Source organism: Serratia sp. GW822-FHT06D09 (assembly GCF_058799515.1).
This window is the reverse complement of sequence record NZ_JBXALO010000002.1, coordinates 26701-47914: the sequence shown is the minus strand read 5'-3', so window position 1 is coordinate 47914 and position 21214 is coordinate 26701. Positions and strand designations below refer to the sequence as shown.

Sequence of the window (21214 nt, the reverse complement as noted above, 5' to 3'; positions counted from 1 at the left end):
GGAAAGAAGATGTTTCACCGTCTCTGGACGTTAATCATTAAGGAAATGCAATCACTGCTGCGCGACCCGCAGACCCGCGCCATTCTGATTTTGCCGGTTATTCTGCAGGTGCTGCTGTTTCCCTTCGCCGCCACGCTGGAAGTGACCAATGCCACCATTGCGGTGTACAGCGAAGACAGCGGCCATGCCTCGGTCGAGCTGACCCAGCGCTTTGCCAAGGCCAAGGCCTTCTCCCACGTGCTGCTGTTGCGCAGCCCCCAAGAGATACAAAGCGTTATCGATAACCAAAAAGCGCTGCTGCTGATCCGTTTCCCGGCACAATTTTCACGGGATATCGCCAGCGGCAATACGGCCCCGCTGCAGTTGTTGCTCGATGGGCGCAACTCCAACAGCGCACAGATCGCTGCCAACTATGTGCAGCAGATTGTGCAGGACTACCAAAATGAGCTGATCGGCAACCGTGCCAAGCCTAACAACAGCGAACTGGTGGTGCGCAACTGGTATAACCCGAATTTGGACTACAAGTGGTTTGTGGTGCCGTCGCTGATCGCCATGATCACCACCATTGGCGTGCTGATAGTGACTTCGCTGTCGGTGGCGCGCGAACGTGAACAGGGCACGCTGGAGCAACTGCTGGTGTCGCCGTTAACCACCTGGCAGATTTTTATCGGCAAAGCGGTGCCGGCGCTGATCGTCGCCACCTTCCAGGCCAGCATAGTGTTGCTGATCGGCATCTTTATCTATCAGATCCCGTTCGCCGGGTCGCTGCTGTTGTTCTACGGCACCATGTTGATTTACGGGCTGTCGCTGGTGGGGTTCGGCCTGCTGATTTCGTCGCTGTGCGCCACCCAGCAACAGGCGTTTATCGGCGTGTTCGTGTTTATGATGCCGGCCATCCTGCTCTCCGGTTATGTTTCACCGGTGGAGAATATGCCGGTGTGGCTGCAAAACCTCACCTGGGTAAACCCCATCCGCCACTTCACCGACATCACCAAACAGATCTATTTGAAAGACGCCAGTTTCAGCATCATCTGGCACAGCCTGTGGCCGCTGTTGGCCATTACCGCCACCACCGGCAGCGCCGCCTATGCCATGTTCCGCCGTAAAATTGCATAAAAAAAGACTCTGCGATCGAGATCGCAGAGTCTTTCTCTTCGCTGTAAATCCTATGGATTTCATGCTGCGGCTAGGCGACCAGCTCTTGTATCCCCAGGAGCTTACTTAAGTAAGTAACTGGGGTAGGCGAGCGCAGTCAACAACGCTGCAGCTTGAAAGACGACGGATTTAGCGGCGGTTGCCGAAAATGCGCAGCAACATCAGGAACAGGTTGATGAAATCGAGATACAGCGTCAACGCGCCAACAATGGCGTATTTGCGGAAGCTGTCTTTATCATCGGCATTCAGTTGCTCGCCCATGGCCTTCAGTTTCTGGGTGTCGTACGCCGTCAGGCCAACAAACACCACCACGCCGATATAGGTAATTGCCCACATCAGCGCCGTGCTTTTCAGCCAGATATTGACCAGCGAAGCCAGCACAATCCCGATAAGCGCCATAAACAGCATGCTGCCGAAACCGCTCAGGTCACGCTTGGTGGTGTAGCCGTACAGGCTCATCGCACCGAACATGCCGGCGGTCACCACGAAGGTGCTGGCGATCGAGCTGTAGGTGTAAGCGATGAAAATGCTGGAAAGCGTCAGCCCGGTCAGCGCCGAATAGAGCATAAACAGCGAGGTGGCGACCGTGCCACTAAGACGATTGACCATGCCGGAAATAACGAACACCAGCCCCAACTGCGCGATGATCAGGCCAAAGAAGGTGATCTGGCTGGAGAAGATAAAGTTAAGGATCGCAGGCGTGTTGGCCGCGTACCAGGAAACAAACGCCGTCAACAGCATACCGCAGGTCATCCAGCCATAAACCTGCGCCATATAAGCCTGAATGCCGCTGTTGGCACGTTCGACGATTGAACCATTAGAGCGTGGATATCGGTCCATGACGGTTACCTTTTGCGTATGAAACAAGATTTCGACCCCCATTTATGGGGCTCGGCCTGCTATAAGCGTACCACATAAAACCCGATGGCAAAGCGGCAAAGGTATTGATTTGTTTCCGCTGTTACGCGTTATGCGCTGAATAATTGGAGTTGCATCAAGGCGGCAACTGAGCGAATCCCCAGGAGCTTAGATAACTAAGTGACTGGGGTGAGCAAAGGCGGCCAACACAGATGCAGCTTCAAGTATGACGGAATACTGATCGGTTAAGCCTGACTGGCATTTTTTTATTCGGTCCCTGTAGGTTCAGTGTAGGTAGAATTGCCGTCAATATCCGGCATTTCTCTGCCGCCACAATGAACGGCAATTGGAGGGGCCGAAGGCGCGGCCCCTCCACCCGCGCCTTCGCTTAACACCCTCTGTCCGCTGCACGGATACCCTCGCTGCACCTGCGTTGTCGGCCGTGATGCGGCGTGATGAAGTGAGAGCCGTTGGCGCAGCCAACCGTCTGATAGGGCAAAGGCGCGGGTTGCAAGGGGCCGCGCCTCGGCCCCATGCTCGGTCGGAGCCTAAGACCCTCAGGGTGCTTTGCTCGTTTATCGACCGAAAATAACCTCGAACTTGCCAAAAAGCACCTTAACTGATCGGCATTTCTTCAAGTATGACGCGTGTTATGCCAGCGTTCCGCCGCCTGGCGATCGCTGTCGCGGGCATCGACCCAGCGGTCTCCCTGCCCGACGGCTTCGCGTTTCCAGAAGGGCGCCCGAGTTTTCAGGTAATCCATAATGAACTCGGCGGCCTCGAACGCCATGCTGCGGTGCGCGCTGGTCACGCCAACGAAGACAATCTCATCACCGGGAAACAGCTCGCCCACGCGATGGATCACCGTCGCGCGCTGCAAGGGCCAACGGCTACGGGCTTCGTCCAGGATCTCGGCCAGCGCTTTTTCGGTCATGCCAGGGTAGTGCTCGAGCGTCAGCGCACTGACGTCATCGCCCAGATTATGATTGCGTACCTTGCCGGTAAAGGTGACCACGGCGCCATCATCGTCGCACTGCGCCAACCACTGGTATTCGTCGCCGACGCTGAACGGCGCTTCACCCACGCGGATACGGGTATTTTCCACTCTTAACCTCCGGTTACCGGTGGAAAGAAAGCGACTTCATCGCCGGCGCGCAGCGGATGTTCGGCCGCCACCAGCGACTGGTTCACCGCGGTCAACAGCTTGCCGGACTCCAGCGCCAATGCCCAACGGTCGCCACGTTCGCACAGCGCCTTACGCAGCGCCTCTACCGTCGGGTAATCTGCCGGCATCGATAAATCGCCGGTGCCAACCAGTTCGCGTACCTGAGCAAAAAAAAGAATATTAATCATAGTTCCACCTTAAAATCACCGGATTTGCCGCCGCTTTTCGCCAGCAGCCGCACCGGGCCGATCACCATGTCTTTCTGTACCGCTTTACACATGTCGTAAATGGTCAATGCAGCCACTGAAGCCGCGGTTAACGCTTCCATTTCAACACCGGTCTTACCGGTCAGTCGGCAACAGGTTTCAATCCGCACCCGGCTATGTTCCGGTTGGGCCTCCAACTGCACTTCGACCTTGCTCAGCATCAGCGGATGGCACAGCGGGATCAGCTCCCAGGTGCGTTTCGTCGCCTGAATACCGGCGATGCGCGCCGTGGCGAACACGTCGCCCTTGTGGTGGCTGCCCTCGATAATCCTCGCCAGCGTGGTCGGCAACATCTCGACGAAAGCTTCGGCGCGCGCTTCGCGCACCGTTTCTGCTTTGGCTGAAACATCAACCATATGGGCTTCGCCCGCGGCGTTAATGTGGGTTAGCTGCGTCATAATTTTTATTTCTTCAGATGTGGCAGAAAGTTGCACGGGCGATGACGCGCGTCCAACTGCTCTTCAATAATGCGTTCCCAGGCGGTGCGACAGGCGCGGGTTGACCCCGGCATGGCAAAAATGACCGTCTGGTTGGCCATACCGGCCAGCGCGCGCGACTGGACAGTGGCGGTGCCAATCTCTTCGTAAGACACCATGCGGAACAGTTCGCCGAACCCTTCCACTTCGCGATCGAACAGCGGCAGCAGCGCTTCCGGGGTGTAGTCTCTGGCGGTAAAGCCGGTGCCCCCGGTGATCAGCACGGCCTGCACCGTTTCGTCTGCAATCCACGTGGAAACGCGTGCGCGGATCAGGTATTTGTCGTCTTTGACGATGGCGCGATCCACTACCCGGTGTCCGGCTTCAAGCGCCGCTTCTTGCAGGTACTGGCCCGAGGTGTCTTCCGCTTCGCCACGGCTGTCCGAAACGGTCAAAATAGCGATATGTACCGGAATGAATTCACTGTTGCCATGACTCATTGTTCACTTTGCTCCTATTCATAGGATACCCAATAGATTTCAAGTTGCAGCTAGGCGGCAAGGCCGTAAATCCCCAGGAGCTTACTCAGGTCAGTGACTGGGGTGAGCGCCCGCAGCCAACAACGCTGCGGCTTGAAAGATGCCGGGGATCAGCCGCCGATAAACGACAGGTTCTGCGTTATGCCACTGTTACCCTGATGCAGGAAGTGAGTCTGTTTCTTACTCAGCAGCCCGCCCTGGATGCGGTCCTTCAGTTCATCAAGCTGCTGATCATTCGTCAGCAGATCGCGCAGACCAATGCCCTGCTCGCCGAACAGACACAGGTGTAAATTGCCGATAGCGGAAACACGCAGCCGGTTGCAACTGGCGCAGAAATCTTTTTCATACGGCATGATCAAGCCCACTTCACCCTGATAATCCGGATGGCTGAACACCTGCGCCGGGCCGTCGCTGCGGCCGCGCGGCTGACGCTGCCAGCCCTGCTGTTCCAGCTGCAAACGGATCACTTCACCGGAAACGTGGTGCTTGCGAAACAGATCGCCCCCCTCGCCGGTTTCCATCAGTTCGATAAAGCGCAGTTGAATCGGGCGGTCTTTGATCCAGTTAAGGAAGGCGCCCAGCTGTTGGTGGTTAACGTCACGCATCAGCACCGCGTTGACCTTCACCTTGCTGAAACCGGCGGTAAAGGCGGCGTCGATGCCGTCCATCACCTGGCGGAACTTGTCCTGCCCGGTAATGGCATGAAATTGGCGGGGATCCAGGCTGTCGACGCTGACGTTGACCGCCGTCAGGCCGGCATCACGCCAGCCGGCGACGTCGCGCGCCATACGGTAACCGTTGGTGGTCACGGCGAGCTGGCGGATGGCCGGGTTTTCACGCACAGCGGCGATGATCTCGGTGAAATCGCGGCGCAGAGAAGGCTCTCCGCCGGTCAGGCGCACTTTTTCGGTGCCCAGTTCGGCGAATGCGCGACTGACGCGTCGGATCTCATCAAGCGACAAGAATGTTTTCGGGCTGCCGTTCGGGCGGTAGCCGTCCGGCAAGCAGTAGGTGCAACGAAAGTTGCACACGTCGGTGATCGATAGGCGCAAGTAATAGAACTTGCGCTCATAAGCATCAATGAGTTGCGGCACCATAACACCTTCCAAAGTCGGGAGATGCGAACGTTTCCGCTCTGCACCCTGGTGGCTGACTTCGCCACGGCCCAAGCGCCATATTGTTCGCAGGAACAACGTAGGCCCAGAGGCTAGGAGTTTTGGTCTCAGTTCCCGCAGTCGGAGTAGCCGGAACGAAACCGTGGTTTTCATCGGAATTCTAGCGCTAAACAAACGCGATAGCCAACGCGCAATTTCGCTATATAATTGTGTATACAGCGATTTTAGGCGATTCCTAATCTGGTAAACCATGATAAACAGCCTTTAGGGAGACGAATTGACCGGAATCACGCAAACCACACTCTTTTTCGCGTTTTTACGCCAAATCCGCTACTTTATGCGGGCAGTTAAGCCCCCTTGTAAGGAAATTTATGCGTAATCGAACCCTGGCCGATCTCGATCGGGTAGTGGCATTAGGCGGCGGTCATGGTCTTGGTCGCGTGATGTCTTCCCTGTCGTCTTTAGGCTCCCGTTTAACCGGTATTGTCACCACCACCGATAACGGCGGTTCTACCGGCCGTATTCGCCGTTCGGAAGGGGGCATTGCCTGGGGCGATACCCGTAACTGCCTGAATCAGTTGATCACCGAACCGAGCGTGGCTTCCGCGATGTTCGAATACCGCTTCAGCGGTAATGGCGAACTGTCTGGGCACAACCTCGGCAATCTGATGTTGAAAGCCCTGGATCACCTGAGCGTACGCCCATTGGAAGCGATCAACCTGGTGCGCAGCCTGCTGAAGGTGGACGCGGCGCTGATCCCGATGTCCGAACAGCCGGTGGACCTGATGGCGCACGATCATGAAGGCAACCACGTTTACGGCGAGGTGAATGTCGATCAACTGACCGACATGCCACAGGAGCTGATGCTGTCACCTCACGTCAACGCAACGCGCGAGGCGCTGGATGCTATCGCGCAGGCCGACGTGATCCTGATAGGACCGGGCAGTTTTCTGACCAGCCTGATGCCTCTGCTGTTGCTCGATGACCTTACGCAGGCTCTGCGTCGCAGTAGCGCCAATATGATTTATATCGACAACCTCGGACGCGAATTAAGCGTCGCGGCGGCAGCCTTGACGCTGAAGAACAAGCTGGAATTGATGGAGGCGAAAATTGGCCGCCAGATGATTGATGCCGTCATTGTCGGGCCAACGGCGGATACCCGTGAAGTGCAAGATCGGGTGGTGATCAAACAGCCGCTGGAAGCGCAGGATATTCCTTACCGCCACGATCGTCAGTTGCTGCGCCAGGCGCTGGATCAGGCGTTGATCGAGTTAGGTGCCCGCGCCTGAGCGTTTATTTGCCGCCACGTAGCCACGGGTTATCGCTGGCGGCCTGCTCAACCATGTCGAGATAAAGATCTTCCACCTGTTTGCGCGCCCAGGGCGTGCGACGCAGAAATTTCAGGCTGGACTTGATGCTGGGATCGCTGCTGAAGCAGTTGATGCGAATGCGTTCAGCCAGCCCTGACCAACCGTAGTTTTCCACCAGTTTATTCAGAAGCTGTTCCAGAGTGATGCCGTGCATCGGGTCTTTGGACTGGTGTTGGGTCATGGTCGGTGGCTCGCAGTAGTCAAATGGCCGCACACCATAATCAGCTTTGGCGGAGGCGACAAGGATTTTATGTTTTGGCGGCGCCGCGGTCTGCAGCGCGCCAATGGGTTATGAAATGGCAATAAACTGCTCGCGCAGCTGGTGGATTTCGTCACGCAAGCCCGCCGCCTGCTCGAACTCCAGGTTTTGCGCGTGGGTATACATTTGCGCTTCCAACTCGCGAATCTTCTGATCCAGCGCTTTTGGCGTAAGATTTTGGTACTGGGCGGCGTTTTCCGCACCTTTCCCCTTCCCTTTGCCTTTGCTGCGGGTACTGGGTTTGCCCAACTGCAAAATATCGGAAATTTTCTTGTTCAGGCCCTGCGGTACAATGCCGTTTTCTTCGTTGAACGCCTGCTGTTTGGCACGGCGACGCTCGGTCTCGCCGATCGCTCTGGCCATCGAGTCGGTAATTTTGTCACCGTAGAGGATAGCTTTACCGTTGAGGTTACGCGCCGCACGCCCAATGGTCTGGATCAATGAACGTTCGGAACGCAGGAAGCCCTCTTTATCGGCATCCAAAATCGCCACCAGCGATACCTCTGGCATGTCCAGCCCTTCACGCAACAGGTTGATACCCACCAGCACGTCAAACTCGCCCAGGCGCAGGTCACGAATGATTTCGACCCGTTCCACGGTATCGATGTCCGAGTGCAGGTAGCGCACCCGCTCGCCATGCTCTTCCAGGTATTCGGTCAGATCTTCCGCCATGCGTTTGGTCAGCGTGGTAACCAGCACACGCTCGTTGATCGCCACCCGCTTGCGGATTTCGGAAAGCAGATCGTCCACCTGGGTGGTCACCGGCCGCACTTCGATTTGCGGATCCAGCAGCCCGGTTGGGCGCACCACCTGATCGATAATGTCACCACCGGATTTTTCCAGCTCGTATTTGCCCGGCGTAGCAGACACATAGATAGTCTGTGGCGCCAGCGCTTCGAACTCTTCAAAGCGCAGCGGGCGGTTATCCAGCGCCGACGGCAGGCGGAAACCGTATTCCACCAGCGTTTCCTTGCGTGAACGGTCGCCTTTGTACATACCGCCGATTTGCGGAATGGTCACGTGGGACTCGTCAACCACCAGCAGACCATCTGCCGGCAAATAGTCGAACAGCGTTGGCGGTGGCTCACCCTCGCCACGCCCGGACAGGTAGCGCGAATAGTTTTCAATGCCGGAGCAGTAGCCCAGTTCGTTCATCATCTCCAGATCAAACTGGGTGCGCTGCGTCAGACGCTGTTCTTCCAGCAGCTTGTTATTGGCCAGCAGCACCTTGCGCCGCTCGGCCAGATCCACCTTGATCTCTTCCATCGCCTGCAGGATCCGCTCGCGCGGCGTCACATAGTGCGATTTGGGGTAAATGGTAAAACGCTGCACCTCTTGTTCGATCTGGCCGGTCAGGGGATCAAACAGCGAAAGCCGTTCGACCTCTTCGTCAAACAGCTCGATGCGCAGCGCCAATTCATCCGATTCCGCCGGGAAGACGTCAATCACTTCACCCCGCACGCGGAAGGTCGCGCGCTGGAAAGCCTGATCGTTGCGGCTATATTGCAGCTCCGCCAAACGACGCAGGATCGCCCGCTGATCGATGATCATGCCTTTGGTCAGGTGCAGCATCATCTTCAGGTACAAATCCGGATCGCCCAGGCCGTAGATCGCCGATACCGACGCCACCACGATCACATCGCGACGTTCCAACAGCGCTTTCGTCGCAGAAAGGCGCATCTGCTCGATGTGTTCGTTCACCGAGGCATCTTTTTCGATAAAGGTGTCGGAGCTGGGGACGTAGGCCTCCGGCTGATAGTAGTCGTAGTAAGAAACGAAATACTCGACTGCATTCTCGGGAAAGAACTCTTTCATCTCACCATACAGCTGCGCCGCCAAAGTTTTATTGGGCGCCAGCACCATGGTGGGCCGGTTGAGATCGGCGATCACATTAGCGACGGTGAATGTCTTGCCCGAGCCGGTTACGCCCAGTAGCGTTTGGTGAGCCAGGCCGTCTTCCAGGCCCTCTTCCAGCTTACGGATGGCTTCCGGCTGGTCGCCGGCCGGCTTGAATTCGGAATGCAGTTTGAACGTTTTACTCATTGACTCGGCTACCCTGTGGAGATGCGCGCGCTCAGGCGGCCATGGAGCTGCTGCTCGGTGAATGGCCTCTAATTATGGAAAGCCCCGGCGATTTTCGCCAGTGCCTATGATACTGGATATAAAACCAGCTTCAAGCGGTTCGTTGCTTTGGCGTGCGTCAATCCGGGCTGAATGCACCGCCAGAGTTACAGCGGCGTGACATTTTTATTGTCAATAACAGTTTTATCCCCAAAATCCGCCACGAATTAACTTATTGATAGCACTGTGGCGAAAAATCATACATAGGCACTTCATCAATACAGAGGCCGCTTGATTTTAGTTAATTTATTGATTAATAATGATTTTATAAAAAAGACGAGATTGCGGACAAAGCGAACAGAACCCGCGTCCGCTCTCGCTTTAAACCGGTTTTCTAAATCTAATGCACAAGGTTATCCACAGGAATAGTGGATAACTCTCACCGCCCCGCCCCCGGCGGGAGTTGCAGAAAGAACGCTTTTTGGCGTTTCTTCTCGCCAAGATGGCTTTTTTAGTTATTTTTTCACAAAAATATCGCTTTGTTTATGCCGATTAATGCTAAAAAGACCCATTGCCAAAAACAGATTTGTCCCATTGTTACCTTCCTTTGCTGCATCTTGCGGCGAGCGATGAAATAGCTTGCACCATAACTCTTCTGCTCAGCACCGGAAGAGTGCAAAAATCGTCCGTGTTAACTTTCCCGCTATTTTCCGCTATTCCACCCAGCCCACGTCTGGCGCGCCAGGCCGTTAACAAGGCAATAACAATCTCTGATTTACAGCGTTCAAAAAGTTGGCCCAAGGGTTGCATTACCCTTTGACGGCGAAAGTGGGCTCGGGGAAATCTACGCCCCGAAACGGCAGAATGAGCTGCTCGGGGTTTAGCGTCACGCCAATGCGAATCAACTGACATTGGCGACATAAACATGAGAGAGCGCTAACGAATGGCCTTTAGGTGCCATTTTCACCTATGTATTGCTTGCTTAAGTCAAAACTTAACTACCTCGTTGAAGGTAGCAGATCAGCATTTTGTCCCAGACATTGAAACACTCGGGAAAGAAACCGCTAAGGCGGAAATCGCAGTAGGGAGTGGATTAAGCGAGGAAGAAGGGGTTCGTCCCCCTTCCCTGCACCGGCCGCCCTGCGGTTCCGGCGGGTGAAATCGGCGCGGCCTGTTAACGCCGCGTTACGCCGACGCCCGCTATGGGCGTACAACCACGAGTGGAAGACAGGTCTTTGAGGAGAATGCCGGATGTTGAGTTTAAGGTCAGTGAATCAGTTTTATGGGCAAAACCATACCCTGTGGGATATCAATCTGGAACTGCCGCGTGGCCAATGTACGGTGCTTATCGGCCGTAACGGCGTCGGCAAAACCACGCTGGTCAACTGCATTATGGGTCATTTGCCGGTGGTCAGCGGCAGCATGACCTGGCAGTTGGCAGACGAACCCCCGCAAAATCTGCTGCAGCAGCCGGTAGAAACCCGAACGGAGCTGGGGATCAGCTACGTTCCCCAGGGGCGACAGATATTTTCACAACTCAGCGTTGAGGAAAACCTGCAGGTGGCGCTGATGGCCGGACGTGATAAATCCCGCCGCATCCCGCCGTTGATTTATAACCTGTTTCCCAACCTGAGGGAGATGCGCGGACGTCGGGCCGGCGATTTGGGCGACGGCGAACAGCAGCAGCTGGCGATTGGCCGCGCACTGGTACTGGAACCAGAGCTGCTGATCCTCGACGAACCCACCAGCGGTGTTCAACCGTCTATCGCCGCCGATATCGGCAACGTGATCCGCAAACTTAACCGGGAACTGGGCATGACTATCCTGCTGGTGGAGCACAAACTGCCCTTTGTCCGCCGCGTGGCAGATCGCTTTTGCCTGATGGATAAGGGCCGCAGCGTGGCGGATGGTACGCTGGAACAGTTGGATGAGGACTTGATCAATGCCTATCTGGCGGTGTGATAAGCAGGGACGCAAATAATGCGTCCCTGCTTTTAATTAGCCGATGCTGAATTAACACCTCTGCCGTTGTACCAACGCAGACAGAACGATAGAGACTGGAAGTGGTCAGACACTCCCTCCATATTCAACGGGTTTTCACATCCAATATACTTGAATCGAGGGTTAGATCATGGCTGATAATGATGCACAATTTATCCAATATAGCGATCTGAACAGTAAAGCCTGGACGCTAAAAGAGCGTCTCGATGTGGCGGGTATTTACGTCAAGTCGCGCGACGAGCTGGTCAAAGCGCAAACCTTCATTAAAGACACCTTAAAAAGACCGACAACCGTAAAATTCGCCTCCCCGTTTGAGACCTGGATAGCCCCCAAGACAGATATCGACGTTGGCTTCGTTTATATTGACGGCAATGGTGTAAAAATCACCACTAACATTCCAAGTGGCACTGAAAACGATCACAACTACTTTATGCGTTGCTATGCGACCTCGCTCGCACTGGATAATGGTGTCCCCATTCGGCCAGCGCCAATCTTAAAAAACTTTAGCGTCAAAGGGATCGGTGCAAAGAAAAAAACTGCGTTACCTGATATGGCAGATGAAAAAAAAGACGAATACAACTTTATTGACGGGATCTTGTTTGATTCGCCAGAAAAAAAAGATCCACAAGGAAATCTGCTGGGAGGCCTGCTGGGGAACTTTTCCGTTAATAACGTGTATATTTCTGGTTTTTATTACGGTATGTATTTTGGCGCTAACGCCTATATTGGACATCACTACGCCTGTGAGGTCATCCGTTGTTATGAATGTGTACATATGCCATCCGCTGAATCCGGTGCTAAAAACTTTGGCGAAGGGATTAACTTCTTTGGCGGTACACTCGGTAACTCGCAAGGTCTGGCCATTGGCAACCAGAATCCGAACGGTGCATTTCGTTTTTTCGGTACATCAATAGATTACGCTGGTGCTATTGTAAATGTGCAAGCGGGGAGCGTCGAATTGCACGGTTGCCATATCGAGTTCAATAATGAAAATAGTCCGCTTACTGATTTCCCGTTCCGCTGTAGTGCCAACCAAAACGCCTCGCTACTTATTCAGGGGGGTGAAATTATTACGCTGGAAGGCCCCCTGACCAAAGAATACTGTTTTTTTGCTGAAGCTGGCAGCAGTGGAATTATCGTCGAAAATGTCAAATTTTATGGTGTGAGAACCACGACAGGACGTTATTTCGGCGGCACCGGTGACTTCGTGATCCGTAATAGCCGCCTCGATGGTGGCGGCGGAGGCAAAGGTCTTCAAACTTTAACCACCATGAATAATAACAAGATTAAAGACGGAAGTTTTTCATTCACGACGAAACCTATAGGTTGGGAAGTCTCTGGCGGTAGCGTCAGCGATCCCTTCACCTCAGACGCCATCACTATCGCCATCGAATCCGGTGCAGGCACTAACGGCAGTAATGCGTTAAAAGTGACAAAATTGGGCAATACCAACGCCAATGCGGGCCTAAGGTTGATTGTGCCAGTATCGCAATATGAACAGTTAGGTGCTTGTTTTACCCTGAAAACACTGAATGGCGGCACCGGCAATTTATTTTCCACGCTGCACTATGCCTGTATTCAGGAAACCGAAAGCAATGGTGTGTCGATCATCGCGAAATCGGATGCCGCCGCCTGGGATGGCATGCTAAACACCAATGATTATCTCGAATTCAAAGAATACCGATTTAATAGCAACAGGCGAAAAGTGCCGGTTTGGGCAACTCACGTTATCTTGTCATTCAATTTGTATGCTTTAGCTAAAAACGGGGTTTTATACGTGGATAACGCTTGCATCACCGCCATGTAAATAGGCAACCAGCCGATCTCCGTCCATGGCGAATACCCTGGACGGAGGATCTAACGCTTAAAGGGGTAAAACGCTCAAATCCAGATACTGCCCCAGCGCCTGCCGTTCGGCTTCGGGCAGATGGGGGATCTCCCCCAGCAACGGGGCCGGTAACATGCGCCGCAGCGTGGCCATATATTCCTGATGGCGGCGACCCGGTGCGCAGACGTCATTGGCGATCCAACCGACCAGCGGCAATCCCGCCTGCCGGATAGCCTGTGCGGTCAGCACGGCATGGTTGATGCAGCCCAGCCGTATTCCCACCACCAAAATGACCGGCAGTTGTTCCTGCTGCACCCAGTCGGCAAAGGTATGTTGCTCACTAAGCGGCGTAAACCAGCCCCCGGCGCCTTCGACCAACAGCCACTCGGCCCGCTGCTCCAGGTGACGTAACCCGGTGGAAAGCTGAGCCAGTTCGATCGGCCGCCCTTCGTCGGCGCTGACAATGTGCGGTGAGGTCGGTTCTGCAAACACATAAGGGTTTACTTCGCCATAGCTTAGCGCCACCGAACTATTGGCCTGCAATGCCAACGCATCGCCGTTACGTAGCCCTTCCGTGGTCATCTCGCTGCCTGAAGCTACCGGCTTGTAGCCGGCCGTGCGGTAACCCGCCAAATTGGCTGCCTGCAGCAAGGCACTGCTGGCCACGGTTTTGCCCACTTCGGTATCGGTGCCGGTGACAAACCAACGCTTAATCACGATAAATCACTCCATAAACCAGATGATAGCTGAGCGGAAATTGTCCACGACGGCAGGGATAGGCTGCCTGCAAGGCGGCGAGGCGCTGTCGGGACAGTAACCCAGCCTCTCGTCCCTGATGCAAATGGGTCGCACCTATCCCCTTGAGGGATCGCATCAACGCCATTACGTCCGGGTAATTCAGGGTTTGCCATTCCGCCTGCAGGTGATGGCGATAACCCGCACAGGCCGCCTCAATCTGCGCCAGCGGCAGAAAATCATTAACATGGCGCTCACCGTCCACCTGCTGCCAGGCGTCACCCAATTCATGCAGCGAACCTTCAGCCAGGGTGGAAAATAAAATCACGCCGCCCGGGCGGGTAACGCGGTACAACTCTGCCAACGCCCGCGGCAGATCGCTGCACCATTGCACCACCAGGCTGCTGAAACTGATATCCACGGCAGCATCGGCTAAGGGAACATTTTCGATGTCGCCCAGCAGATAATGATCCGCTGCCTGCTGCTGGCGGGCAAAGGCCAGCATACCCGGTGCCAAATCGAGCGCCGTCACCTGCTTGCCCAGTTCGCGCCAGCGGCGGCTGAAATAACCGGTGCCACAGCCGGCATCGAGCAGTTGCTCGCCCCGGTGATCCTGCGCCATCCCCAGTAAGCGCTCACCCACATCACGCTGTAATACCGCCACCGCGTCATAACTCACGGCCGCGCGGCTAAAGGCCGAGGCGACCGCTTGCTTGTTAACCTGTTCAAACGCTGACGTCATGCAATACCTCCAGCAGACGATCGATATCCTGTGGCTGATGCGCCGCCGTCAGGGTAATACGCAAACGCGCACCGCCCGGCGGTACCGTTGGCGGGCGGATCGCACTCACCCACAGGCCTTGCGCACGCAGGTGCTGCGCCAAATCAAGCGCTCGCTGATTATCCCCCACCAACAACGGCTGAATGGCGGTTAGAGACTCCGTCAACGTCAGCGACAACTGGGCCGCCCCCTGGCGAAATCGCTGAATATTCGTGTTCAACCGCGTGCGTAATTCGTCACCCTGCTGGATACAATGCAACGCTGCCTGCAGCGCACAGGCCTGTGCCGGCGGCATCGCCGTGCTGTAAATCAGATGGCGGGCAAACTGCAACAGGTATTCGGCCGTAGATTCATCGCACAGGACCGCAGCGCCACTGAGGCCAAAGGCTTTGCCGAAAGTGACCACCAACAACTCGGGCCGTACGCCCTGCTGCCAGCAACTGCCGCGCCCCTGTTCACCCTGAACGCCAATGCCATGTGCGTCGTCAACCATCAGCCAGGCGCCTGCCTCGCGGGTCAAACGATGCAGCTCTGCCAAAGGGGCACTGTCGCCGTCCATGCTGAATACCCCTTCGGTGACCGCCAATGTCTGGCCGCCGCAGGGTTTTGCCAGCAAATCGGCCAACGCCTGCGGTTGGTTATGGCGAAAGCGTCGGAGTTGGGCCGGTGAGTGAGCTGCCGCCTCCAGCAGCGAGGCGTGGCTAAGCCGATCGGCCAGGATGCGATCCTCGTCCTGCATCAGCGCCGCCAGCAGCGCCTGATTGGCGGCATAGCCAGAGATAAACAGCAGCGCGCGCGGATAGCCCAACCACTGCGCCAATTGTTGTTCCAGCGCCTGATGTGCAGTACAAAAACCGGTGACGTGGCCGGAACCGCCGGACCCCACGCCATATTGCTGCGCACCCTGCTGCCAGGCAGCGATCACCTGCGCATTCTGGCTCAGGCCCAGATAGTCATTGCCGGAAAAATTCAGGTAGCGTTGGTCGTTAAGCTGAAGATGGCGGCCATTGCCGCCCTGATTCACTAAACGGTGGCGGTAAGCGGCACTCTGTTGCCGCTCCTCCAGCGCCTGTTCAATACGTTGTTGCCAGCTCATTACAGCGCCGCGTTGTAAAACTCAGCGGTATCGGCCTGCATCAGGCGCGCAGCCAGCACTTCTTGTTGCTGGTTGTCGCCGTGCTCGGTTTCGGTCTGCTGCGGGTTGAGGCCCAGCTTGCGGAACAATTGCAGATCCTTGTCCTCTTCCGGGTTTGGCGTGGTCAGCAGCTTGCAGCCGTAGAAGATGGAGTTGGCACCGGCCATAAAGCACATCGCCTGGGTTTGTTCGTTCATCTGCTCGCGACCGGCTGAAAGACGCACGTAAGAAGACGGCATCATGATGCGTGCCACTGCGATAGTGCGAATGAAATCAAAAGGATCGACGTCGTCGTTGTCCGCCAGCGGCGTCCCCTTAACCTTCACCAGCATGTTGATCGGCACGCTCTCCGGCGGCGTGGGCAGATTGGCCAACTGTACCAGCAGCCCTGCGCGGTCACGCACCGTTTCTCCCAGCCCAACGATGCCGCCGGAGCAGACTTTGATACCCGCACCACGCACCTTGCCCAACGTATCCAGGCGTTCCTGATAGCTACGGGTGGTGATGATATTGCCGTAGAATTCCGGCGAGGTATCCAGGTTGTGGTTGTAATAATCCAGCCCGGCTTCGGCCAAGCGTTCCGCCTGTGAGCCATCCAGCGTGCCCAGGGTCATGCAGGTTTCCATCCCCATGGCCTTCACGCCTTGCACCATCTGCTGCAGGTAAGGCATATCGCGCTCGTGCGGGTTTTTCCACGCCGCGCCCATACAGAAGCGGGTCGATCCGTTTGCCTTGGCCTTGCGCGCCGATTCCAGCACCTGTTCCACCTGCATCAACCGCTCCGACTCCAGGCCGGTTTTGTAGCGGGAGCTCTGCGGACAGTACTTGCAGTCTTCGGGACAGGCGCCGGTTTTGATTGATAACAGCGTGCTCACCTGCACCTGACGCGGATCAAAATGCTGGCGGTGAACCGTCTGGGCTTCAAACAATAACTCAAGCAGGGGTTTATCAAACAGGGTCTGGGCGAGACCCACTGTCCAGTGAATGCGATCGGCCATCACGGCGTCTCCAAAAATGAAAAAAGTGTCGTCAGTTTAGATATTGTGGATATACTGTCAACCATTACACACATGATTTGGTTTACAAGTATGTCTGTCACTGACTCCGACCTGGAATTCGATCAGCGCCATATCTGGCACCCTTACACCTCGATGAGCCACCCACTGCCCTGTTATCCGGTAGAGGCCGCCAGCGGCGTTGAACTACAGTTGGCCGATGGCCGACGCCTGATTGACGGTATGTCGTCCTGGTGGGCGGCCATTCACGGGTATAACCACCCGCAATTGAACCTGGCCGCCACGCAGCAGTTGGAAAAGATGTCGCACGTGATGTTCGGCGGCATTACCCACCCCGCTGCGATTGAACTGTGTCGCAAGTTGGTCGCTATGACGCCGGAAGCGCTGCAATGCGTGTTCCTGGCGGATTCCGGATCGGTGGCGGTGGAAGTGTCGCTGAAGATGGCGTTGCAATACTGGCAAGCGCGCGGGGAACGGCGGCAGCGCATTCTGACCCTGCGTCACGGCTATCACGGCGATACCTTCGGCGCGATGTCGGTATGCGATCCGGACAACTCGATGCACAGCCTGTATCAGGGCTATCTCGCGCCGCACCTGTTCGCTACCGCGCCGCAGTGCGGTTTCAATCAGGCCTGGGATGAAAATGATATCGCCCCGTTCGCCGCGCTGCTGGAACAACACGCCGGTGAAGTGGCGGCGGTGATCCTGGAACCGGTAGTCCAGGGGGCAGGCGGCATGCGCATCTATCACCCGACTTACCTTAAACGGGTACGCGAACTCTGTGACCGCTATCAGGTGCTGCTGATTGCCGACGAGATCGCTACCGGTTTCGGGCGCACCGGCAAGCTGTTCGCCTGTGAACATGCCGAGGTAGTACCGGATATTCTGTGTCTGGGCAAGGCGTTGACCGGCGGCTATATGACGCTTTCCGCCACCCTGACCACCCGCCACGTGGCGGAAACCATCAGCAACGGCGCTGCGGGCTGCTTTATGCACGGTCCTACCTTTATGGGCAATCCTTTGGCCTGCGCGGTGGCGAATGCCAGCCTGTCGCTGCTGGCGGAAAATCGCTGGCAACAGCAGGTGGCCGCCATCGAGACCCAGTTGAAACAGCAGCTATTGCCGCTGAAAATGCAGCCAAAAGTAGCGGACGTGCGGGTATTGGGGGCGATTGGCGTAGTGGAAATGCGCGAGCCGGTGGATATGGCGCAGCTACAGCGCGGATTCGTCGAGCGCGGCGTGTGGATCCGCCCGTTCGGCAAACTGATTTATTTAATGCCGCCTTACATCATCGAGCCTGAACAGCTCAGCAAATTGACCGCCGCAGTCACCGCCGCGGTCCAATAACAGATTACCAATGCTGGTCCAGATAACGGGCCAGCAATACCAGACACAACACCCACAGCAAAATGATCATTACCGCCGCCATCCGCCCGGTAGGATTGTCGATACGCCTTTGCGCCTTCTCGCGGAACTCCACCATCAGCGGCTTGGGGATCAACCGCACCGCCAGCATTATGCCCAGCGGCACAATAATCACGTCGTCCAGATAGCCCAGCACCGGAATAAAGTCCGGGATCAGATCGATAGGCGATACCGCATAACCCGCCACCAGCAGGGCGATCAATTTGGCATACCAGGGCGTGCGCCGGTCACGGGCGGCCAGCCAAAGAGCATAAATGTCGCGCTTGATGCCCTTGGCCCAGCGGCGCAGCCAACCAAACCACGGCGTGCGTTTTTTTAATGAAATCATGATTGCTTGTATCGATCTGTGAATTATTGATGTCGCGTATGTAGCTTCGGCGTTAACGAGGATAACTCATAGAGCAGGCCGCTGGCGAGGCGCAATGAGGCTTGTGTTATTACGTCAAAAAGGTCTAGCTTAGGCATTCAGCTTTTACCGACCAATGGAGTCATTATGAGCTTTCGTTTGTACAGCAACGATTTGCAGGACGGCGCGAAAATGCCGGAGCGCCAGGTATTCAACGGCATGGGCTATCATGGCGATAATCTGTCGCCGCATCTGGCCTGGGACGGTGTGCCGGAAGGCACCAAGAGTTTCGTGATTTCGGTATACGATCCCGATGCCCCGACCGGCTCCGGCTGGTGGCACTGGGTGGTAGCCAATATCCCGGCTGCCACGCGTGAACTGCCGCAGGGCGCAGGTTCCGGCAAGGGCGGCTTACCGGCCGGCGCCGTGCAGACCCGCACCGATTTTGGTTCCGCCGGCTATGGCGGCGCGGCGCCACCGCAGGGAGAAAGCCACCGCTATCACTTCACCGTCCACGCACTGGACGTAGAAAGTATTGAGGTGGATGAAGGTTCCAGCGGCGCGCTGGTCGGTTTCAACGTGCACTTCCATAGCCTTGGCAGCGCCACGCTGACGGTGAAATACAGCTGATTTTCGGGAAAAACAACCCCAACCCGAGAGACTGTAGGGGCGCAGCAAGCTGCGCCCTCATTATTCATTCACCCTTACGGCAACCGGGTATCATTTACTTCGCTAATACGCTTACCCACATCGGGCCTTTACCCACCGGGTAACGTGCCAGAGTGGTCAGCTTGCCGCTGGCCTGATCGATTTCATATACCCCGATATGATCGGACTTCTGGCCGGACGAGATCACAAAGCGGCCGCTGTGGTCGATGTTGAAGCCGCGTGGCTGCTCTTCAGTCGGGTGGTAGCCAACGACCGACAGGGTGCTGCCATCTTCGGAGACGCTGAAAATGGTCAAAATGCTGGCGGTGCGGTCGCTGGTGTAGAGGAAGCGGCCATTCGGCGTGAGGTGAATATCCGCCGCCCAACGGGTGCCGTTGAAATCGGCAGGCATGATATCCAGCGTTTGCGCCAGGGTGTATTTAGCGCCGTTTTCACTGATGGCCAGCACGTCTACCGTGCCGTCCAGTTCGTTGACGCAGTAGGCAAATTTGTCGTTAGGGTGGAATGCCATGTGGCGCGGGCCAGCACCGGCGGCGGTTGCAACCGCTTCCTGAGCATGCGGCGTCAGTTCACCCTGTTGATCCAAATTGAACAGACGAATGCGATCTTCTTTCAGGCAAGGCACCAGCAGCAGCTGATTGGTCGGATCGATATTGGCCGAGTGCGGCGCAGTTAACCCGTCAATCTGCTGAAGAGGTGCGCCCACTACGCCGTCATGGCCGATCGGACTGACGCTGGCGCAGTTACCGCTGTAGGAGGCGGAGAACAGATAACGCCCCTGCAAATCGGTGGAGATATGGGTCGGGCTGCCCGGCAGCGGTGCCATGCCCGCCTGTTGCAGCGTGCCGTCCGCCTCGATGCGGTAGCTGACAATGCCGAACGCCGGGCGCACGCCGACGTACAGGTGCGTTCGGTCCGGGTGGATCGCCATCGGTTGCACCTGACCCGGGACTTCGACGGTTTGCAGCAGCGCCAGGGCCCCTGCATCGCCTAACTGCCAGACGTGAATTTGTTGGCTTTCCGGGCTGGCGACATAAACGATTTGCTTCATGTGTTCTCCTTGAATAGGGTAAGAGAGAAACCGGTTTCAGGTTTTTCGGTTTCCCCTAGCTTACCTCACATCCGTGACATAACAACCCTGTGTTGCTGAGGAAATCTGTGCTGTTTTATCCATCGCTTATCCGGTGTACCATCGGTTTAATTTTGTTGCTAACGATAATGAGATCCCTATGAGCTACCGCGTCATTGCCCTCGATCTGGATGGCACCCTGCTGGACAACCAAAAACGCATTTTACCGCAGTCGCTGGCTGCCCTGGCGCAAGCGCGCGCTGCCGGTATCAAAGTGATTGTCGTCACCGGCCGCCATCACGTGGCGATCCACCCGTTTTATCAGGCGCTGGAGATAGACACCCCGGCAATCTGCTGCAACGGCACCTATCTGTATGACTTCCAGCAGCAAAAAGTGCTGGCCGCCGATCCGCTGGCCAAAGATCAGGCCAAACTGGTGCTGCAAATGCTGAAACAAAGCGGCATTCACGGCCTGATGTACGTGGACGACGCCATGCTGTATCAGGAACCCAGCGGCCACGTCACCCGTTCACTTGCCTGGGCGGAAACCCTGCCGCCGGAGCAGCGCCCAACGCTGTTGCAGGTCAACAGCCTGGTACAGGCGGCCGATGAAGCACAATCCATCTGGAAATTCGCCACTTCGCACGCCGATATTCCCGCTCTGCGCCAGTTTGCCGAAACGGTGGAAAAAGAGCTGGGGCTGGCCTGCGAATGGTCGTGGCACGATCAGGTCGATATCGCCAAAGGCGGTAACAGCAAAGGGAAACGCCTGCAGCAGTGGGTCGAGTCGCAGGGCCTGAGCATGGATCAGGTGGTGGCGTTCGGGGATAACTACAATGACCTCAGCATGCTGGAAGCGGTAGGCCTGGGCGTGGCGATGGGCAATGCCGACGACGCTATCAAGCAACGCGCCGATTTGGTGATCGCCGATCACCTGCAGCCCGGCATCGCCGAGGTGATCCGCACGCGCGTGCTGGGTCAGTAATTCGTGATTGCCCTCCCCGC

At 56.2% G+C, this 21214-nt stretch carries 21 protein-coding genes and 1 riboswitch; of the genes, 7 read left to right on the top strand and 14 right to left on the bottom strand.

What is annotated here, in order from left to right; translation table 11 throughout:
- Positions 1-9: 9 nt before the first annotated feature.
- On the top strand, positions 10-1116 hold the full coding sequence (locus tag AC1RKG_RS03975; RefSeq protein ID WP_020825729.1) for an ABC transporter permease: 1107 nt from the start codon (positions 10-12) through the stop codon (positions 1114-1116).
- A gap of 168 nt (positions 1117-1284) precedes the next feature.
- Here the strand turns inward: AC1RKG_RS03975 and AC1RKG_RS03970 are convergent, their stop codons facing one another.
- The 6 genes from AC1RKG_RS03970 to moaA all read right to left on the bottom strand — a co-directional run bounded on the left by AC1RKG_RS03970 (position 1285) and on the right by moaA (position 5496).
- Complete coding sequence (locus tag AC1RKG_RS03970) at positions 1285-1995, bottom strand: Bax inhibitor-1/YccA family protein (RefSeq protein ID WP_020825728.1); 711 nt, start codon at positions 1993-1995, stop codon at positions 1285-1287.
- 652 nt (positions 1996-2647) lie between these two features.
- The gene (moaE, locus tag AC1RKG_RS03965) at positions 2648-3118 is read right to left on the bottom strand and encodes a molybdopterin synthase catalytic subunit MoaE (protein WP_128863937.1); all 471 of its coding nucleotides are present in this window, start codon (positions 3116-3118) and stop codon (positions 2648-2650) included.
- A 2-nt stretch (positions 3119-3120) separates the two neighbouring features.
- Positions 3121-3366 (bottom strand): molybdopterin synthase sulfur carrier subunit, encoded by a 246-nt coding sequence (gene moaD, locus AC1RKG_RS03960; protein ID WP_012005757.1) that lies wholly within the window; start codon positions 3364-3366, stop codon positions 3121-3123.
- Entirely contained in the window at positions 3363-3842 is a 480-nt protein-coding gene (moaC, locus tag AC1RKG_RS03955; RefSeq protein WP_493182114.1) for a cyclic pyranopterin monophosphate synthase MoaC, read from the bottom strand. Before moaC ends, moaD begins: the two co-directional genes overlap by 4 nt.
- A 5-nt stretch (positions 3843-3847) precedes the next feature.
- Positions 3848-4360, bottom strand: coding sequence for a molybdenum cofactor biosynthesis protein B (gene moaB / locus AC1RKG_RS03950; RefSeq protein WP_493182112.1), 513 nt, complete (start codon positions 4358-4360; stop codon positions 3848-3850).
- A 149-nt stretch (positions 4361-4509) separates the two neighbouring features.
- Positions 4510-5496, bottom strand: coding sequence for a GTP 3',8-cyclase MoaA (moaA, locus tag AC1RKG_RS03945; protein ID WP_020825724.1), 987 nt, complete (start codon positions 5494-5496; stop codon positions 4510-4512).
- A riboswitch (molybdenum cofactor riboswitch) is annotated at positions 5483-5625 on the bottom strand. It overlaps the preceding gene by 14 nt.
- Positions 5626-5885: 260 nt before the next feature.
- Here moaA and AC1RKG_RS03940 point away from each other — a divergent pair.
- Complete coding sequence (locus AC1RKG_RS03940) at positions 5886-6803, top strand: gluconeogenesis factor YvcK family protein (RefSeq protein ID WP_020825723.1); 918 nt, start codon at positions 5886-5888, stop codon at positions 6801-6803.
- A gap of 4 nt (positions 6804-6807) precedes the next feature.
- On the opposite strand, the gene AC1RKG_RS03935 is transcribed toward AC1RKG_RS03940, so the two are convergent.
- Together AC1RKG_RS03935 and uvrB are read right to left on the bottom strand one after the other, a co-directional pair.
- The gene (locus tag AC1RKG_RS03935) at positions 6808-7065 is read right to left on the bottom strand and encodes a VF530 family protein (RefSeq protein WP_020825722.1); all 258 of its coding nucleotides are present in this window, start codon (positions 7063-7065) and stop codon (positions 6808-6810) included.
- A 108-nt stretch (positions 7066-7173) separates the two neighbouring features.
- The gene (uvrB, locus tag AC1RKG_RS03930) at positions 7174-9186 is read right to left on the bottom strand and encodes an excinuclease ABC subunit UvrB (protein ID WP_493182110.1); all 2013 of its coding nucleotides are present in this window, start codon (positions 9184-9186) and stop codon (positions 7174-7176) included.
- 1269 nt (positions 9187-10455) lie between these two features.
- On the opposite strand from uvrB, the gene AC1RKG_RS03925 reads away from it, so the two are divergent.
- Positions 10456-11166, top strand: coding sequence for an ATP-binding cassette domain-containing protein (locus tag AC1RKG_RS03925; RefSeq protein WP_041414306.1), 711 nt, complete (start codon positions 10456-10458; stop codon positions 11164-11166).
- 169 nt (positions 11167-11335) lie between these two features.
- The gene (locus AC1RKG_RS03920) at positions 11336-13012 is read left to right on the top strand and encodes a hypothetical protein (RefSeq protein WP_493182108.1); all 1677 of its coding nucleotides are present in this window, start codon (positions 11336-11338) and stop codon (positions 13010-13012) included.
- A gap of 57 nt (positions 13013-13069) precedes the next feature.
- Here AC1RKG_RS03920 and bioD read toward each other — a convergent pair whose 3' ends face one another.
- From bioD to bioB, 4 genes are read right to left on the bottom strand one after another with little or no spacing between them, the layout of a single operon-like run.
- Positions 13070-13750, bottom strand: a complete 681-nt coding sequence (gene bioD / locus AC1RKG_RS03915; protein ID WP_493182106.1) for a dethiobiotin synthase — start codon at positions 13748-13750, stop codon at positions 13070-13072.
- On the bottom strand, positions 13743-14510 hold the full coding sequence (gene bioC, locus AC1RKG_RS03910) for a malonyl-ACP O-methyltransferase BioC (RefSeq protein WP_128863935.1): 768 nt from the start codon (positions 14508-14510) through the stop codon (positions 13743-13745). Before bioC ends, bioD begins: the two co-directional genes overlap by 8 nt.
- On the bottom strand, positions 14494-15645 hold the full coding sequence (gene bioF / locus AC1RKG_RS03905; RefSeq protein ID WP_122077639.1) for an 8-amino-7-oxononanoate synthase: 1152 nt from the start codon (positions 15643-15645) through the stop codon (positions 14494-14496). Before bioF ends, bioC begins: the two co-directional genes overlap by 17 nt.
- A complete protein-coding gene (gene bioB / locus AC1RKG_RS03900) occupies positions 15645-16682 on the bottom strand; it encodes a biotin synthase BioB (RefSeq protein ID WP_020825716.1) in 1038 nt (345 codons plus the stop codon). The genes bioF and bioB overlap by 1 nt, the downstream gene beginning before the upstream one ends.
- Before the next feature lie 90 nt (positions 16683-16772).
- Here bioB and bioA point away from each other — a divergent pair, with 90 nt between their 5' ends.
- Positions 16773-18047 carry an adenosylmethionine--8-amino-7-oxononanoate transaminase gene (gene bioA, locus AC1RKG_RS03895; RefSeq protein ID WP_493182104.1) on the top strand — a complete coding sequence of 425 codons (1275 nt, stop codon included), beginning with the start codon at positions 16773-16775 and terminating at the stop codon, positions 18045-18047.
- 4 nt (positions 18048-18051) lie between these two features.
- On the opposite strand, the gene AC1RKG_RS03890 is transcribed toward bioA, so the two are convergent.
- Positions 18052-18453 (bottom strand): YkvA family protein, encoded by a 402-nt coding sequence (locus AC1RKG_RS03890; protein WP_048761208.1) that lies wholly within the window; start codon positions 18451-18453, stop codon positions 18052-18054.
- A gap of 165 nt (positions 18454-18618) precedes the next feature.
- On the opposite strand from AC1RKG_RS03890, the gene AC1RKG_RS03885 reads away from it, so the two are divergent.
- Complete coding sequence (locus AC1RKG_RS03885; protein ID WP_020825713.1) at positions 18619-19101, top strand: kinase inhibitor; 483 nt, start codon at positions 18619-18621, stop codon at positions 19099-19101.
- Between the two features lie 94 nt (positions 19102-19195).
- Here the strand turns inward: AC1RKG_RS03885 and pgl are convergent, their stop codons facing one another.
- Positions 19196-20191, bottom strand: a complete 996-nt coding sequence (gene pgl / locus AC1RKG_RS03880; RefSeq protein WP_020825712.1) for a 6-phosphogluconolactonase — start codon at positions 20189-20191, stop codon at positions 19196-19198.
- Positions 20192-20369: 178 nt separating this feature from the next.
- Here pgl and AC1RKG_RS03875 point away from each other — a divergent pair, with 178 nt between their 5' ends.
- Positions 20370-21194, top strand: a complete 825-nt coding sequence (locus tag AC1RKG_RS03875) for a pyridoxal phosphatase (RefSeq protein ID WP_493182102.1) — start codon at positions 20370-20372, stop codon at positions 21192-21194.
- The last annotated feature ends 20 nt before the right edge of the window (positions 21195-21214 follow it).

Bases quoted from the DNA above. Each gene is read 5' to 3' on its own strand.
- uvrB (WP_493182110.1), bottom strand. From the start codon at position 9,186: ATGAGTAAAACGTTCAAACTGCATTCCGAATTCAAGCCGGCCGGCGAC.
- AC1RKG_RS03970 (WP_020825728.1), bottom strand. From the start codon at position 1,995: ATGGACCGATATCCACGCTCTAATGGTTCAATCGTCGAACGTGCCAAC.
- AC1RKG_RS03885 (WP_020825713.1), top strand. From the start codon at position 18,619: ATGAGCTTTCGTTTGTACAGCAACGATTTGCAGGACGGCGCGAAAATG.
- moaD (WP_012005757.1), bottom strand. From the start codon at position 3,366: ATGATTAATATTCTTTTTTTTGCTCAGGTACGCGAACTGGTTGGCACC.
- moaA (WP_020825724.1), bottom strand. From the start codon at position 5,496: ATGGTGCCGCAACTCATTGATGCTTATGAGCGCAAGTTCTATTACTTG.
- bioC (WP_128863935.1), bottom strand. From the start codon at position 14,510: ATGACGTCAGCGTTTGAACAGGTTAACAAGCAAGCGGTCGCCTCGGCC.
- bioA (WP_493182104.1), top strand. From the start codon at position 16,773: ATGTCTGTCACTGACTCCGACCTGGAATTCGATCAGCGCCATATCTGG.
- bioB (WP_020825716.1), bottom strand. From the start codon at position 16,682: ATGGCCGATCGCATTCACTGGACAGTGGGTCTCGCCCAGACCCTGTTT.
- AC1RKG_RS03875 (WP_493182102.1), top strand. From the start codon at position 20,370: ATGAGCTACCGCGTCATTGCCCTCGATCTGGATGGCACCCTGCTGGAC.
- pgl (WP_020825712.1), bottom strand. From the start codon at position 20,191: ATGAAGCAAATCGTTTATGTCGCCAGCCCGGAAAGCCAACAAATTCAC.
- AC1RKG_RS03975 (WP_020825729.1), top strand. From the start codon at position 10: ATGTTTCACCGTCTCTGGACGTTAATCATTAAGGAAATGCAATCACTG.
- AC1RKG_RS03890 (WP_048761208.1), bottom strand. From the start codon at position 18,453: ATGATTTCATTAAAAAAACGCACGCCGTGGTTTGGTTGGCTGCGCCGC.
- bioF (WP_122077639.1), bottom strand. From the start codon at position 15,645: ATGAGCTGGCAACAACGTATTGAACAGGCGCTGGAGGAGCGGCAACAG.
- moaC (WP_493182114.1), bottom strand. From the start codon at position 3,842: ATGACGCAGCTAACCCACATTAACGCCGCGGGCGAAGCCCATATGGTT.
- moaB (WP_493182112.1), bottom strand. From the start codon at position 4,360: ATGAGTCATGGCAACAGTGAATTCATTCCGGTACATATCGCTATTTTG.
- AC1RKG_RS03935 (WP_020825722.1), bottom strand. From the start codon at position 7,065: ATGACCCAACACCAGTCCAAAGACCCGATGCACGGCATCACTCTGGAA.
- AC1RKG_RS03940 (WP_020825723.1), top strand. From the start codon at position 5,886: ATGCGTAATCGAACCCTGGCCGATCTCGATCGGGTAGTGGCATTAGGC.
- AC1RKG_RS03920 (WP_493182108.1), top strand. From the start codon at position 11,336: ATGGCTGATAATGATGCACAATTTATCCAATATAGCGATCTGAACAGT.
- AC1RKG_RS03925 (WP_041414306.1), top strand. From the start codon at position 10,456: ATGTTGAGTTTAAGGTCAGTGAATCAGTTTTATGGGCAAAACCATACC.